At 55.7% G+C, this 14,422-nt stretch carries 15 protein-coding genes; 12 read left to right on the plus strand and 3 right to left on the minus strand.

The genetic code is table 11. The annotated features are described in order from the left end of the window. On the minus strand, positions 1-396 hold a 396-nt coding region (locus VFO10_RS22050; protein ID WP_325144146.1), incomplete at its 3' end, for a pyridoxal-phosphate dependent enzyme. A 331-nt stretch (positions 397-727) separates the two neighbouring features. On the opposite strand from VFO10_RS22050, the gene pilM reads away from it, so the two are divergent. Genes pilM through VFO10_RS22085 form a run of 7 tightly spaced genes read left to right on the plus strand, consistent with a single transcriptional unit; the run spans position 728 to position 8,826 of the window. Beyond that, positions 728-1,795 carry a type IV pilus assembly protein PilM gene (gene pilM, locus VFO10_RS22055; RefSeq protein ID WP_325144147.1) on the plus strand — a complete coding sequence of 356 codons (1,068 nt, stop codon included), beginning with the start codon at positions 728-730 and terminating at the stop codon, positions 1,793-1,795. Positions 1,796-1,809: 14 nt separating this feature from the next. Continuing rightward, entirely contained in the window at positions 1,810-2,634 is an 825-nt protein-coding gene (locus tag VFO10_RS22060) for a hypothetical protein (RefSeq protein WP_325144148.1), read from the plus strand. Between the two features lie 7 nt (positions 2,635-2,641). Then, positions 2,642-3,235, plus strand: a complete 594-nt coding sequence (locus VFO10_RS22065) for a type 4a pilus biogenesis protein PilO (RefSeq protein WP_325144149.1) — start codon at positions 2,642-2,644, stop codon at positions 3,233-3,235. Next, positions 3,235-4,161 carry a pilus assembly protein PilP gene (locus VFO10_RS22070; protein WP_325144150.1) on the plus strand — a complete coding sequence of 309 codons (927 nt, stop codon included), beginning with the start codon at positions 3,235-3,237 and terminating at the stop codon, positions 4,159-4,161. The genes VFO10_RS22065 and VFO10_RS22070 overlap by 1 nt, the downstream gene beginning before the upstream one ends. Positions 4,162-4,186: 25 nt before the next feature. Then, positions 4,187-7,294 (plus strand): secretin N-terminal domain-containing protein, encoded by a 3,108-nt coding sequence (locus tag VFO10_RS22075; protein WP_325144151.1) that lies wholly within the window; start codon positions 4,187-4,189, stop codon positions 7,292-7,294. 11 nt (positions 7,295-7,305) lie between these two features. Beyond that, the gene (locus tag VFO10_RS22080; RefSeq protein WP_325144152.1) at positions 7,306-7,863 is read left to right on the plus strand and encodes a hypothetical protein; all 558 of its coding nucleotides are present in this window, start codon (positions 7,306-7,308) and stop codon (positions 7,861-7,863) included. Between the two features lie 18 nt (positions 7,864-7,881). Further along, a complete protein-coding gene (locus VFO10_RS22085) occupies positions 7,882-8,826 on the plus strand; it encodes a hypothetical protein (RefSeq protein WP_325144153.1) in 945 nt (314 codons plus the stop codon). 16 nt (positions 8,827-8,842) lie between these two features. On the opposite strand, the gene VFO10_RS22090 is transcribed toward VFO10_RS22085, so the two are convergent. Next, positions 8,843-9,130 (minus strand): hypothetical protein, encoded by a 288-nt coding sequence (locus VFO10_RS22090; protein WP_325144154.1) that lies wholly within the window; start codon positions 9,128-9,130, stop codon positions 8,843-8,845. Between the two features lie 115 nt (positions 9,131-9,245). On the opposite strand from VFO10_RS22090, the gene VFO10_RS22095 reads away from it, so the two are divergent. The 3 genes from VFO10_RS22095 (at position 9,246) to VFO10_RS22105 (ending at position 11,388) form a co-directional block, all read left to right on the plus strand. After that, complete coding sequence (locus VFO10_RS22095; RefSeq protein WP_325144155.1) at positions 9,246-9,716, plus strand: type II 3-dehydroquinate dehydratase; 471 nt, start codon at positions 9,246-9,248, stop codon at positions 9,714-9,716. Positions 9,717-9,837: 121 nt separating this feature from the next. Next, positions 9,838-10,674 (plus strand): ParA family protein, encoded by an 837-nt coding sequence (locus tag VFO10_RS22100; RefSeq protein ID WP_325144156.1) that lies wholly within the window; start codon positions 9,838-9,840, stop codon positions 10,672-10,674. A gap of 9 nt (positions 10,675-10,683) precedes the next feature. Beyond that, a complete protein-coding gene (locus VFO10_RS22105; RefSeq protein WP_325144157.1) occupies positions 10,684-11,388 on the plus strand; it encodes a polyphenol oxidase family protein in 705 nt (234 codons plus the stop codon). Here VFO10_RS22105 and VFO10_RS22110 read toward each other — a convergent pair whose 3' ends face one another. Further along, entirely contained in the window at positions 11,389-12,063 is a 675-nt protein-coding gene (locus tag VFO10_RS22110; protein ID WP_325144158.1) for a hypothetical protein, read from the minus strand. A gap of 163 nt (positions 12,064-12,226) precedes the next feature. On the opposite strand from VFO10_RS22110, the gene VFO10_RS22115 reads away from it, so the two are divergent. Both VFO10_RS22115 and VFO10_RS22120 read left to right on the plus strand, forming a co-directional pair. Beyond that, positions 12,227-14,041 carry an ABC-F family ATP-binding cassette domain-containing protein gene (locus tag VFO10_RS22115; protein ID WP_325144159.1) on the plus strand — a complete coding sequence of 605 codons (1,815 nt, stop codon included), beginning with the start codon at positions 12,227-12,229 and terminating at the stop codon, positions 14,039-14,041. A gap of 1 nt (position 14,042) precedes the next feature. Continuing rightward, a complete protein-coding gene (locus tag VFO10_RS22120) occupies positions 14,043-14,357 on the plus strand; it encodes a hypothetical protein (RefSeq protein WP_325144160.1) in 315 nt (104 codons plus the stop codon). Positions 14,358-14,422: the final 65 nt, after the last annotated feature.

The following is a 14,422-nucleotide window of genomic DNA, read 5'->3' on the forward strand; positions in this document are numbered from 1 at the left end:
CTTGGCTACGCTGATATGGCTTTCAGGAGCATCCCAGGCCGCTTCGGTCGGGGTGCGGATAATTTCAGCACCCAAGGCTTCCAGGACCACCTGCTTTTCACGACTCATTTTCTCGGGCATGGTGATAATGACGCGATAGCCGCGCACAGCACCTGCCAAAGCGATGCCGATGCCGGTATTGCCGCTGGTCGGCTCAATCAGGGTATCACCCGGCTTGATCCGGCCCTGTTTCTCGGCATCCATCACCATCCGGTAGCCGATACGATCTTTGACAGAACCGCCCGGGTTCATAAATTCGCATTTGGCGTAGAGATTACAGGCGAGATTGCTGCCGACCCTGTGGAGTTTCACCAAAGGCGTATTGCCAATCGCATCGAGAATGGTTTCGCAAAGCATGCACTTATCCTTCCAAATTGGGGAAAATCAGGACCAATCCCCCGGTTTTACCTGAAGCCGCCAGTGAGTTGTCAATCCCTGTATGAACTGGCTCTTATCCACCTTCCATAATTAACAGGATTGCACAGGAATTTCGAGGTCATGTCGATCAGTAACAAAATCTTGACGCCGTGCACTCGTTGACAGGCAAGGGTGTCAGTGAAACAATAATGAATGATATCTCGTCATATTCTTGACCAGGCCGGTTTTTCGGAGTCTTCGGACTCACAGCAGCTTGTCACACTGGCCGTAAACTTCGGTTTCCAGACAATTCACCACTGCGGGCTATGGCATGCTATTTAAAAAACCATTGCTGGCCATCGACATCGGCTCCTCCTCGATCAAGGCGATCGAGATGTCGGGTGGACAGCAGAGAAAACTCCACAATCTGGGCATCGAGCTTCTGCCGCGTGGAGCTATCGAAGCCGGCATCATTCGCGATTCCGATGTGGTATCCAAAGCTTTGAAAAAGCTGATGGAACGGCTGGGGATCAATGCCAAGACCCGCCGCGTAGCCATCTCCGTATCCGGCGTTTCCACTCTGATCAAAAGGGTGAACGTCACCTTTGATGAAGAGGCCGATACGGACGAGGCCCTTTATGAAGAGGCGAAGCAGCAGTTTCATTCCAACCTGGATGAGATGTACTTCCGCCATCAGGAAATCGAATCCGCCTTTGTGGATGAGGGTCAGCGTTCCTTCATCCTGGTCGCTGCGAAAATCGAAACGATCGAGCAGTTTGTCGAGCTCATCCATCGCGTGGGACTGAAGGTCGGCATCACCGACTGCGATGTTTTCTGTCTCGCCAACATGTTCGATTACAACTATCCGGTCGCCGATGCCCTGACGATGGCTGTGAATATCGGCGCCAGCTCCACCCAGGTCATCTTCCTCTATAATGGGGAATTCCTCTTCTCGCGCGAATTCTTCACCGGCGGCAATGATATCAGCGCCCGCATCGCCGAAAACCTGCGCGTGGATTTTGATAACGCCGAATCTTTGAAAATCTCGGCCTCCATGGGTGATCAATCCATCGCCGATCGCGTCAGGCCAGCGATCCAGGAAATCAACGATCAGATCGCGGTCGAAATCAATACGACCCTGGCCTATTTCCAAAGCGAGGAAATGAGCGGACGCTTTGAAAAAGTCGATCACATCTTCCTTGCCGGTGGCGCCGCGAGCACCCTCGATCTGGGCTCCACCATCTCCTCGGTGCTGAGGGCCCCGGTGCAGGTGATCAACCCTTTCCAGCGCATTGATATCAAACCATCCGGTATTGATATGGACTATATCATGACCCAGGGCTCGCTCTTTGGCATCAGTGTGGGCCTGGGTTTGCGTGATTTTACAGATGTTGGCTAAGAGGTGGCTGGTCCGTGATTAAAATTAACCTCACACCGGTTGAAGAACTTGAGAATCCATATTGGTGGATTCCCGATCTGTCTGTGCTCCTGCTGACGCTCGCGATCAGTCTGGGCGGCGTCTACATTTATGTCAGCACCGTCGAGGCCGAAATCGCCGTTCAGGAAGCGGATAAAAATCGCATGATCGCAGAAACCCAGGCGCTGACCGCCGATGTCGAGCGCTACAACAGCCTGAATCAAAAGATCGAGCAGCTCGAATCGAAAAAGTTCTCGCTCAAACGCATCACCGAATCCAAGCTCGTGCGCTTTCTGCCGATCATCCTGCTCGAGAACATCCAAAATCTCAAGCCCGCCGGCGTATGGCTGACCGCGCTCGCTTTCATCGATAAAAAAGTCGATCCTGCGCAGGCCGTGGTCCCTCCGCCCCCGGCCGATCCGAATCAACCGGCTCAGGCTGGTGGCACAACGCCCAATGCGTCTGCGACACCGAAGCCGACCCTGGTCGATGGCCTGGGCACGGACTATCCCTTCGTGATCGAAATCAGCGGCAGCGCGACGAGCAACGTGCAGATCGCCGAATTCATGATGGCGCTCAAGACCACGCAGAGCCAGGCCTATGAAAAATCCGACCTCCGCACGCAGCTCTTCTTCAGCGACGTGGCGATCAACTTCTCGCAGGTCTCGACGCAGAAGGTGGAAGGTCGATCCTCGGACTACGTGAACTTCAAGCTGCAGCTCAATTCACGGGAACGCAGCGGGCGTGATGGGGACAATACGGGGAAATTCAGCCAGTTTATTGATGATTTCCGGCGCGATGGCCAGGCGAGCATGAACTGAGGGCAGCATGGAACTCGAAGAACTGATAGACAAGTATCGCAACTCCAAACCCCAGATCCGTTTTGGACTTGCGGGCCTTTTGGCTCTTTTGCCGGCTCTTAACACCTGGCTGAATCAAGGGGAGGCCCTGGAGGCGCGTCGGGCGCAGGTGGAAACCGAGGTCGTGGATGAACGGCAGAAATTCGAAGCCGCCAAACAGAAGGTCGCAGAGCTTCCCGCGCTCATGGCGAAGCTGAGTGAGATCGAAGATGAATTGACCAGAGCCAAGCAGATCCTTCCCGACCGCATCGAGATGGACAATATCCTGGCCTCGCTCGGCAAGCTTGAAAAGGAACTGGACGTGAAAATCGCCAAGTTCACGCCGGCGGCGGAATATCAGCCGAATCCGGGTCTGGAGTATAAGGAAATGCCTGTCGACCTTGTCCTGCAGGCTCCCTTTCCCCAAACCATGCGCTTTTTGGATCGCCTCGTCCACATGCCGAACCTGACCCATGTGCGGAATATTCAATTCGGCAACAGCATTCAGGACGCGAGTAAAAAAGGCAGCGATGCTCCGGTTCTGGAAACAAGCGCCCGTCTGATTCTGTTCAAGGGGATGTAATGATGCGTTGGTTGCGCCCAGTTCTTTTACTCCTGCTGCTTCCGTCGGCAAGCGGATTCGCGGCCGATCCCGTGGAGGCCAGAAAACTGGCTCAGGGCGCTGCGCCAGCCAATGGCAAAGCGGGCAAAAAGAAAAAGCAGGCCGAACGTCTGGACTTGAATCAGATCGATCTGGAGCAGGTGGAAGAGGAGTGGGACAGTACGCCCACCAAATCCACCGTGGACATGGGCAATTCCGTCAAGATCCGCGAGATCGTCGAGCCCTCGGGTGAATACACCTATGCCTCCTTCGGAAGGCCCGATCCTTTCATGGCGCCAGCGGCCCTTATGGATCCCGGTGCCAATGCGGGCGCGACACCTGCCTTCACTCCCGAGGGCAGCGAAATCAAAATCGTCAGTCCCCTTCAGCGCTATCCGCTGAGCGATTTGAATGTCAAGGGCGTGTGGCAGCTTTCGAGCGGAGAAACACGGGCTGTGATCCTGACACCGAAGGGTGAAGGCGTGGTCGTGAAAGAGGGCGATCCGATTTCGTCGGGCAAGGTCTTGAGCATCAAACGCGAGCAGCTGACCGTGCGCCTCTATCGTTTGCGAGCGGATGGCGTTCGTGAATATGAAGATGTCGGTATGAAAATCGGTGGAGCGCCGGATGCGAATCAAGGCGTCATTAAACTGGATCCCGGCAAGGACCCGGTTTTTGTGAATCCCGAAGCGAACAGTAAACCCGCGCCCTTAAGCAAGGCGCTGGAAAATCCCGTAATGCCCGCATCGCCGGTCGCGATACCGGCCGGGGCGGGGGCAGGCATGGTGGTTCCTGGAATCGTGGTTCCAGCAGGTGCTGCCGCGGCCATCGGTGGTGCGGTCCCAGCGCAGCCAGCGCCACCCGTTGAAAAAGGACTCGACCCAGTCGTTCCACGCGCTCCGAAATAAGCGCGTGCGAACAGGAGGATTATGGATGAAATCTATGCGGACAGGTTCTCACAATCTCGCTTTGATCAGCTGCGTTTGGCTGCTCAGCTGCACATCAGCGCAGAATCCGGTCAGTCGCGAAAGTCGCGCGGCTGAACTGGAGGTCAGCGAAGAGGATGCGAATGCCGCCATCAACGAGGCCACAGCGGATGACTCGGCTCCGATCGAGGCTGGGGACGAGGCCTCCTTCCTGAATGCGGAAGAGGCGAAGGAAAACTTCATCAACGAATCGGCAGAGGTTCGTGATGATATGTTCGGCAACGAGAGTGATGAAGCGGCCATGGCCAACGCGGTGGATCCCGATTTTCCCGTGGATCCCACGGCCGCATCACCGATGGGCGAGAACCTGGCTCAGGAAAGCATGACCCAGGATCCCACGGCCATGATCAATTCCAATCCCACGGCTCCCGATGCGATGCAGGCCGATGACGGCGATCCCGTCGCGGCGGCAGCGGCTGCGGAATCAGCTGCGATGAGCACCGCAGCCGGTGATATAGATCCGATCGGTGAAGGCTCGGATCAGATTCCTCCGGCCCTGATGGAAGATTCCAGTGTAGCGACAGCCCCAACGGCTCCGCCTCCTTCCGTTCCCGCTGCTCCTGCCGCGGCACCGGCTCCCACGCAGCCAGCGCCGGTCGAGGAAGTGGAACCCGTGTCGAGCGTTCTGAGCTGGGTCGGATACCGTATCGCGGAAAAAGACCGGCAACTTAAAGTTGAACTCTTCAGTCAGGGCAATCCCGATTTTGAAATCTTCGAAGAAACGAACCGCGCGCAGCAGCTTGAGCTCGTGATCCGCTACTATCAAACGCGTCTGCGCCGGAAGATTCATTGGGATATCAATTCGAGTGAATTCCGTTCACCCGTGGCTTACATCCGCATGCGTGAATTCAAGGACAAAGGTGTCGTCGATGTGGTCCTGACTCATCGCGATGCGGTGCTTCCGGAATTTTATGCGCGTGATGGCCGCATGCTTCTGGTTTATAAAATACCCGAGACCTATTTCAATAGCACCCAGGCCAACCGCCGCATGATCAAAGATCGTGCGATCAGTCTGGTCACAGGGATTGAGGCGCCTTTGCGTCAAGCGTCCAAGCCATCATCGACCAATGGCCCCGAGCAGCTCGGACATCGCCGGACGATCTTCCGTGACGAACCGACCGCTTTGCGTCCTATCAAAGACGTCATCCGTTCCTTCCGTGAAGAGGAAGCGGATGAAAAGGGCTTGCCCGACGACTTCAACCGCCGTCCTGCTCCCAAGCAGCAGCGTGCGGTGTATCAGATCGAAACCTTCTCATTGAGTTCCGTGGGTCAGGATGATTTGAATGAGTCCGTCGAAGAAGAGGAGGACGACTCATCGAGCGCCTTTGATGCGCTCAAGCGTCGAAAGGCCAATGAAGCTGCGGGTGAAGCATCGTCCAACGCCGTTCAGAATGTTCCGACGGAAACAGTGGAATCCAATCCTGTCCCTGCTCCTGCCGCGGAAGCTCCGGCCGCCAATGCGCTGCCTGTGGTGAACGAGGCGGTTCCTGCGGAATCGTTTCCTATGGAAGAGGAAGGTCCATTGCCGGCTGCCGAGACGCCCGATCCTGCCGCCGATATTTCCATTACGGATGAAGCGGTCGCCGAGCCCACGCCGCCGCCTGCGCCGCCTCCTCCTCCAGAACCCGTTGCCCAGCCGACCCAGGCAGGGTCCGTGATGTCCAATCCCATTGAGATGACCGGCCAGGCCAATCCTAATGGAGGCCAGGCCTACACAGGCAAGCCGGTTTTCATGGAATTCTATGATGCGCCCTTGTCCCTGGTCCTGAAAAGTTTTTCCGAGGAAACGGGCAATAACTTCGTCTATTCGAGCGCGATCGGCAGCACGCCGGTGACCGTTCATTTCAAAGGCGTTCCTTGGGATGAAGCGCTGAAAGGCATTCTTGAGACCTATAGCCTCGGTATGGTGCGTATCGGGGAAAGCGTGGTGCGCATCGATCAGGTGACGCGTCTGACTCAGTACATGCAGGATCTGGAGCAGGCCAAACTTTTTGAAATGCGCCGCATCCCCACCAAAGTCCTGGTTTTCCGGGTGAATAATGCGGTGGCCAAGGACGTGACCCAGCGCCTTCAGGCTCTTTTGGCCCGTGATATCGAAGTCGATCAGCGCACCAAGATCCAGGCCGATGATCGCACCAATTCCATCGTGATGGAGGCTTCGCTTCAGGTGCTGAATAAAGCCAAGGCCATCATCGAACGCCTCGATCTGGAGACGCCGCAGGTGGAAATCGCCTCGCGTATCGTCGAAGTGCAGAAGACCATGAATAACTTTTTCGGTGTGGCCTGGGGTAACAGCTTTAACTTCGATCCAGGCCGCGCTTTGGGTTTTGGTTCCTTGAACTTCCCCAACTCCGTAGGCTCAAGCTTTGCTGTGGATCCCGGTGTGGCAGCCGCCAACACTGCGGGAGTCGGTCGTTTCCGCTTCGGCTCCCTGAATAAGTTCGTCGACCTCGACCTGCTTTTGAAAATGGAAGAAAAGAAAGGCACGACCAACGTTCTGCAATCGAACCGGGTGCTCGTGCTGGATGGACAGAAGGCTTCGATCCTCGCGGGTAACTCCCGATTCTTCCGTCCGGCCGCGGGGGCTGCGACGATTCCAGGCCAGGTCCCGGCCGGGGGAGGAGCGGGTGGCGGAGAGGCTGTGGGACTTGCGGAAGTGAAGTTCAATCTGCAGCTGGATGTGAAACCTCAGATCACCGCCCTGGGTTCTGTCATCATGGATCTTCTGATCAAGAGCGATACGCCAGGGGACTCCACAGGTGAAGCCCTGGCTACCAAAAACACCCGTGAATTGACCACACAGATGGTGCGTGACAGCGGGGATACCGGGGTCATCGGCGGCATCTATGATACGAGTCGCACCACCTCCGTATCGGGTGTGCCCCTTCTTTCGGATATTCCGATTCTGGGAGCCCTCTTCCGTTCGACGCAGACCGTCGAGAACCAGACCGAACTTCTGATCATGGTGACACCAACGATCGTATCAGGCCGCAACACCGAAGACCGCATGGAAACGTCCGCGACCAAAGGCAACCGTGCCCGTGAGGCGATGTGAAGGAGAGCTTTATGCTTCGCTATGTTTGGCTTTTAAGTCTCATCAACCTGGGTGCGGGCTGTTCCTATAAACCCGAGGACCCTGGCCTTTGCAAGTTGAATTGCAGCAGCGCAGTCATCGGCAGCAATGATATTCCGCTGTCCATGACCCTGCAGAGCACGACCAATAACGTGACCTGCGCCGCGGGCTCCGCCGGCCAGGTGATCAGCGATCCTTTCTTCGCTCAGTTTCTGGTGGCGGAAGCCTTCGATGCAGGCGTGGACCAACCCGGGCAGAGGCCGGTTCCATTCGTCAGCGTCGAGCCCATCGTGAACGGTTTGCGCTCGGACCTGCCGGAGCACAACCCGAATGTCGAGATCAACGGCAACATTTTTACGCCAGCCCGCTATAAGGGCATCATCACGCCCAAAGATAACTGGTGCTCGGATACCTGCGGGGTGGTGACGGTTGAAGTCGCCGCCGTATGCCCGCCGCCGGGCAGCACGAGTGAAATCAGCATTCAGATGCACTCAGGCGCTCTCTATTCGGATGTTGCGACCTTCACTACCACCACGCTCGACGCCAATTAAGGTTCAAAAGAGGCTGTCATGAATAGCATCGATCATCTTGCGGCTCTTGATCCGGGCAAGCTCGCCAAATCCGAGCAGGTGGCCCTGGATCATTTCCGCAAAAAGCCGGATGGTCGGGGTTTCTTTGCTGTGGGCGAAATCCTTGTTCGCCATCATCGCATCGAGGAAGCGATCCAGGTCCTGATGCAGGGGCTTGAACGTCATCCCAATTATTCGGTGGCCCGGGTTTTCCTGGCCCAGCTTTTTTTCAAAAAACATTTTTTCCGGGAAGCGTGGAATTGCCTGGAGGGTAGCCCCTCTTCTCTGCGCACCAACCTGACCGCGCAGATCCTTCGTCTGAAACTCTGCGTGGTCCTGAACTTTGAATCCCAGGCCCGCAGTCTGGCCCGTGAACTTGCCGTTCAGGACTTTCAGGATGGCGAAGCGCGCATAGTCATCGATCACATCAATATCAAAAGTTTTCCCATACTCCGGCGCGACTATGCTGAATACCTGGGCTGGGACGGCATCAATCAGCAGCAGAAGAAAGAATCCCAGCGCATCACGGAAGTGGCCCTGAAATCGAAGAGCCAGGATGATGAGCTGGCTCAGGAACATTTCCAGGAACGCGTGGCCAAGGGTTTTTTCTCAAGTCCCGTTCAGGAAATTTTTGTGAAACGCACGGCGCCCGATTTAAAACCGGGTGACCTGGATGAGCTGACCAGGGCGCGTCTGGCCCGACGCCAGGGCTACTATCAGAGCGCCTATGAAATCTATGAGCGCCTGGCTTATGCCGCGCCGTCCAATGAGCTCTTGCGTCGCGAATTTGCTGAAGTGCGTGAGCTGCGTGACGCGCAAAAGGAAATCGATCGTCAGATGGACCCCAAGATGGCTGATGCCATGGATAAGGTCCGGACGATCGATAAGAAAATTGCAGTCCTCAATCAGCTGCTCCAAAGTCTGGAAAAACTGGATGTGGCCTAAGGCTGCGTCCTCTCATTTACTTGCCGCCCTGCATCATGCCCTGGTGCATACCCATATGACCCAACATCGGGCACGCATCGGAGTCCTGGCAGTGCTTCATCATTTCAGCCTGGCATTCGCTCGCGGCTTTATTGCTGCGTAGGCAGGCAGCAAAGGCCTCGTGATTTTTAGCCATGGTTTCCCTTTGCTCCTTGGTCCACTCGGTTGTTTTGCCGCTCTGGGGTTTTTGTGTAGCAGGCTTGTCCGCAGCGTAGGCTCCGAAACTCAGCATGGCTCCTGTACAGAAGATGAGAATTCGTTTCATAAAAAGAACTCCTTATTGGTGTGAATTTCCGCCTGACGATGCGATAGAAACATAAACGCTGGATCATTTCGAGTCTTTCTGTTTAATAAATTCTGCTGCATTAGAGGACTTGTCCATGGCCAGAACGACTAAAAAACGCATACTCGTTGCGAGCGGTGTGAACCTGGATCTCCTGGGAAAGCGCGAGCCGGAAATTTACGGATCCACAACGCTGTCCACGATCGAAGATGAATTGCGCAAAATCAATCCGACGCTGGCCAAAGCCTTTGGTTTGGAAGCGGCCGAGCTGATCTTTTATCAGAGCAATCATGAAGGGCAGTTCCTCGAAAAATTATCCGAGGGATGGGATGGCGCTGTCATCAATCCCGGAGCCTGGACGCATACCTCGCTGGCCTTGGCCGATCGGCTGGCCGGTTTAAAACTTCCCTTTGCCGAAGTCCATCTGTCGAATATCGCCAAACGTGAGGCTTTTCGCCAACACTCGTACTCCGCCCCGCATGCTGTCGGTGTTTGCTTTGGCTTTGGTTCGGCGTCCTATACCGCAGGCCTCAGCGGACTCTATGCCTGGCTTGCCAAACAATCCTGATGGTGGGTTTCTGTACACCCCTTCCGCGCCCTGGGTTCTTTTTCGCTCTTGACCAGGGCTCCACTCCACCTGCATTCTTGCCACAAAGAATTTAAGCGCACACCTTCCCAAAGGGGGCCCGATGAAACGTGCCGTTTTTAATCAAAAGGGCGGAGTCGGCAAAACGTCCATTACCTGTAATCTGGCGGCTGCCTTTGCCAAAGCTGGACGCAAAGTCCTGGTGGTGGATCTGGATTCCCAGGCCAATTCCTCGAAATATCTGCTCGGCTCGCGCATGGAACGCGTGAACACCACCGTGGCTGATTTTTTTAATTCCACGCTCAGTTTCCGGCTGTTTCAGGAATCGCTCATGGATACGATCTATGAAAGCGAGTATCCGAATCTTTACGTGATCCCTTCCAGCGAAGCCCTGAAAGAGCTGCAGCCGAAGCTCGAAGGTCGCTACAAGATTTTCAAGCTGGGCGAGGCCATCGATGTGGCGATCGAAAAGATGGGCTTCGATGACGTTTTCTTCGATACGCCGCCGTCCCTCAATTTTTACAGCATGAGTTCGCTGCTCGCCGCCGATCGCGTCCTGATCCCCTTTGACTGCGATGCCTTCAGCGAGGACGCCATTCACCAGGTGATGCAGGCTGTGCAGGAAGTGGCGAGCGATCACAGGCCCGAACTGCAGGTGGAAGGCATCATCATCAATCACTATCAGTCGCAGGCCAAGGTTCCCAAGGCCGGCATCGACCGCCTGGAGCAGCATGGCTTCACGATCCTGAAGCCTTTTTTAAGTTCGTCCGTCGTGATGCGGGAAAGCCATAGCGCAGGTGTGCCCTTGCCTTTCTTCCGGCCAGGCCATAAATTGAGTCTGGAATTCTCAGGGCTCGCCGAGGCGCTGATCGGCCACGACAAACACGTGCGGCAGGTCAAGGCCAAGGGGCGCAGTCGCTCCTCGCAGCCGGAAGCATAAGGTCACGTTATGAAAACTCTCGAATCCTGGATCAATCGCATGAGCTGGGCCGGCCCCGAGCATCAGCTGGCCCCTTGGGTTGAAGATGGCATCGCCCATGGATTCGAAGGACTGGGTTTTGATCTGCCTCCATCCGGCTATCATCTGAAGCAGGTGCATGGGCCCGCCCTGGTGGAAATTAAAAAGGGCGCGAATCCAGAGACGCTGGCGGAAGCGGATGGACTTTGGACGCGGGAACCGGGCCTTGTCATCGCCGTGAAAACTGCGGACTGTGTCCCGGTGCTCATTCAGCATCCGCGACTTGTGATGGCGATTCATGCCGGCTGGAAGGGGATGGCTCAGGATATTCTGGGCGCGGCCTGCGAGGTTTTGGATCAACAGGGCATTCCCATCGCGGATTGCAAGGTCGGCATTGGACCCTGCATCAGCCTCGATAGTTTTGAGGTGGGGCCCGAGGTCATAGATCAGTTCCGCCGCAGCGCCTATGGCCTGGATCAGGAAACGCTGGCCTGGTCTTCGAGCAAGGGCCTGGGGGATCGCTGGCATCTTGATCTTGGACTCATGGCGGCTTTGCGCTTGAAAAGGGCTGGATTTGAGCCCGAGCAGCTGAGTGTGATTCGCAGCTGCACGCGGAAAAATCCTATGGTCTGGCATTCCTTCAGGCGTGACGGGCAAAGGGCGGGGCGCAACTGGAGCTGGATTCGCCTCGCGTGATCATTCTAGGGTCATGCGCAGACCGGCCAGGTTTATCCCGAACTGGGTGCTTTTTTTCGTCGAGTCGTCGGCATGATTTTTCCCGTTTTCCGCCGCCCACCACACACCGCCCATGTACCAGGCATTTTTAGCAATGGGAATCACGATGGAACTGGAGACCTTGAAAAAGTTTCCGGTGACCTTGACGGTTTCCTCTTCGCCTGTGGTCGTATTGAGTTCGGTGGATTCCGAGCGGTTGAAATCGAGGATGCCGACGTTCTCCAGAGTATAATCACCAGCGGGAACGCTCCAGGTGGCGAAGGCTCCGAAGAGATCGGAGCTGAGTTCGCTTTTGGGATTTTTCACTTTACTGGCGTTCAGTCCAAGGTCAATGCCCAGTTCAAGATCATCACGCACCATATAGCTGATCGAAAGAAGAGCATTGGAATCCTGAAAAGGATAGAAATAAAGGTTCACCTTATCGACCGTGGCCCAGATCATGGAATCCACGAGGTCACCCGAGTTCAGCGTGGTGATTTCGCGCTTTGCGTCCTCATCGCTGTATTTGGTTTCGGATTGGGCCCATCTGAGGCCGCTGAATTGCAGGGAAAGGCTGGCGGCAACCGGTTCGCTTTCCGCGGCCATGCTCCCTGTGGCGAGTAGGGTGGACACGAAACAAACGCTAAAGTTCTTCATGACTTGTCTCCTGGATCATGACACGTGGGGCCGGCATGGCTGCTGCTATTATTCTAACAAACGCCGCATCAATTTGGCAGTATGCCCGCAAGTTGGCTTTTTTCCTGGTCGGCGTCTGTGCTAGAACTGCCATTCGGCGCGGTACGGAAGGAAGGAGTGTTTCATGGGTGTTCTGATAGGCTGTCAAAACCTTGCGAAATCTATGAGTCATAAGGTTTTGTTTCAGGATCTGAACCTCGCGATTGAGGACGGGGAAAAGCTGGGCATCATCGGCCCCAATGGAGCCGGTAAATCCACGTTCCTGAAGATCCTGAAAGGGCTGGAAGTGCCTGACGCCGGAACCATTGCCGCGCGCAAAGGCCTGCGACTTGCGTTCATCAATCAGGAGCCGCAGTTTCCCACGCAGAAAACTTTGGAAGAGGTGCTGACGTCCGCCGGTGAACGGGAAGGACTTGATCATGACACCGCCATGATTGAAGCGCATAAGCTTTTGAGCAAGCTTGGTTTCCCCGATCCCATGCAGATGGTGGGAACCCTGTCCGGTGGCTGGCGCAAGCGTCTGGCCATAGCCGAAGCCTTGATCAGCAATCCCGACCTTGTGCTCTTTGATGAACCGACCAACCATTTGGATCTGCGCTCGGTCATCTGGCTGGAGGAGTTTCTGCGCCAGGCGAGTTTCGCCTGGGTGCTGGTCAGTCACGATCGTTATTTTCTGGATCGGACCGCCCGGCGCATTCTCGAAATCCACCCGGCCTATCCAGGTCGCTGGCATGTCGAGGAAGGCGGCTACTCGTCCTTCATCGAAAAAAAGGAAGCCTACCTTTACGATCTGCAGGTGAAAGAGGCCTCGCTCGCCAACAAGCTGCGGCGGGAAGAGGAATGGCTCGTGCGTCAGCCCAAAGCGCGGGGAACCAAGGCCCGCTATCGCGTTGATGAAGCGATGCGCATGAAGGGCGAGATGCAGGATCTGAAGCAAAGGCTCAGCACCAGCAGCGCGAACCTGGATTTTCAGGCCTCGGGCCGCAAGAGCAAGCAGCTTCTGCAGCTTAAGGGCATTACCAAGCGTTTCGGTGAACGCACTCTTTTTCAAAACCTGGATTTCGTTCTGTCGCCCGGCATGACGGTTGGAATTCTTGGAGACAACGGCACGGGGAAATCCACGCTCCTGAAAATCATGGGGGGTGTTGAAGAGCCCACCGAGGGTGCGGTTCAGGTCATTCAGAATCTGGAGATCGTTTATTTCGATCAGGCCAAGGAGCAGCTGCAGCCGGACTGGACTTTAAAGAGGGCCCTGTCGGAAGGTCATGAAGCCGTGATTTTCCGTGATCGTTCCGTGCATGTGGCCTCCTGGGCTCGCCGTTTTCAGTTCAAGGCCGAGCAGCTCGACACGCCGGTGTCCTTTCTTTCCGGTGGCGAAAAAGCCCGCGTGATGATTTCCCGTCTGATGCAGCGCAAAGCCGATGTCTTGCTTTTGGATGAGCCGAACAACGACCTTGATATAGATACTCTCGAAATTCTGGAAGACAGCCTGGAGGATTTCCCCGGCGCTGTGGTTCTCGTGTCGCATGATCGTTATCTTCTCGATCGCCTCTGCACGCATTTCCTTGGGCTTGGGCCAGGCGGAAAAATAACGGCTTTCGCGGATTATGCGCAGTGGGAGCGGAGTCTTCTGGACGAGGGCAAGGCCCAGAAAAAAGAAAAACAGGGCGCCGGGGCCGCGCCTGCAGCCAAGCCGAAATCCACCAAAGCCGTGAAGCTTTCCTATAACGAACAGCGTGAGTATGAGAAAATGGAGGAATCCATTCTGCATGCGGAAGAGGAACTCTCTGCCGCCCAGGCGGCGGTCGAAGACCCTTCGATAGCCTCGCAGACGCAAAAGCTCATGGCTGCCAGCGACAGGCTGCAAAAAGCCCAGGAAAACGTCGATCGGCTTTATGCGCGCTGGACGGAACTGGAAACCAAGGTGCAGGGCGGTTGACTTGAAAAAGTGGGCTCTACTCATACTTCTGATCCTCGGTCTGAGCTGGATGACAAGTCTGGCTGAAGGGCTCATGTGCGATGCCGACGGTCATGACATGAGCGCACAGCTTCACGAGGAGTCCGCACCGAAAACAGATTCCCATGCCTGTCATGTCGGGTCCTGTCACTTCGGACACTGTTCCCACGTTTATGCCCGACTTGCGTCCACGTCCATCATGGAGCCGGATGGTCATGCCGGTCCCCATGTGACCCCGTACTTCTTCATAACCATTTCTGCACCCGACTTTTCCTTGATGCGGCCGCCCCTCGCCTGACACGAATCCGTGATAGTATTTCCTAGCCTTTTTAAAGGCTGAATCATTCCTTCAACTCGTGAGCC

It is taken from the genome of Oligoflexus sp. (genome assembly GCF_035712445.1).
Taxonomy (GTDB): Bacteria; Bdellovibrionota_B; Oligoflexia; order Oligoflexales; family Oligoflexaceae; genus Oligoflexus.

Bases quoted from the DNA above. Each gene is read 5' to 3' on its own strand.
- VFO10_RS22105 (WP_325144157.1), top strand. From the start codon at position 10,684: ATGAAAACTCTCGAATCCTGGATCAATCGCATGAGCTGGGCCGGCCCC.
- VFO10_RS22090 (WP_325144154.1), bottom strand. From the start codon at position 9,130: ATGAAACGAATTCTCATCTTCTGTACAGGAGCCATGCTGAGTTTCGGA.
- VFO10_RS22070 (WP_325144150.1), top strand. From the start codon at position 3,235: ATGATGCGTTGGTTGCGCCCAGTTCTTTTACTCCTGCTGCTTCCGTCG.
- VFO10_RS22065 (WP_325144149.1), top strand. From the start codon at position 2,642: ATGGAACTCGAAGAACTGATAGACAAGTATCGCAACTCCAAACCCCAG.
- VFO10_RS22095 (WP_325144155.1), top strand. From the start codon at position 9,246: ATGGCCAGAACGACTAAAAAACGCATACTCGTTGCGAGCGGTGTGAAC.
- VFO10_RS22100 (WP_325144156.1), top strand. From the start codon at position 9,838: ATGAAACGTGCCGTTTTTAATCAAAAGGGCGGAGTCGGCAAAACGTCC.
- pilM (WP_325144147.1), top strand. From the start codon at position 728: ATGCTATTTAAAAAACCATTGCTGGCCATCGACATCGGCTCCTCCTCG.
- VFO10_RS22115 (WP_325144159.1), top strand. From the start codon at position 12,227: ATGGGTGTTCTGATAGGCTGTCAAAACCTTGCGAAATCTATGAGTCAT.
- VFO10_RS22075 (WP_325144151.1), top strand. From the start codon at position 4,187: ATGAAATCTATGCGGACAGGTTCTCACAATCTCGCTTTGATCAGCTGC.
- VFO10_RS22080 (WP_325144152.1), top strand. From the start codon at position 7,306: ATGCTTCGCTATGTTTGGCTTTTAAGTCTCATCAACCTGGGTGCGGGC.
- VFO10_RS22110 (WP_325144158.1), bottom strand. From the start codon at position 12,063: ATGAAGAACTTTAGCGTTTGTTTCGTGTCCACCCTACTCGCCACAGGG.
- VFO10_RS22085 (WP_325144153.1), top strand. From the start codon at position 7,882: ATGAATAGCATCGATCATCTTGCGGCTCTTGATCCGGGCAAGCTCGCC.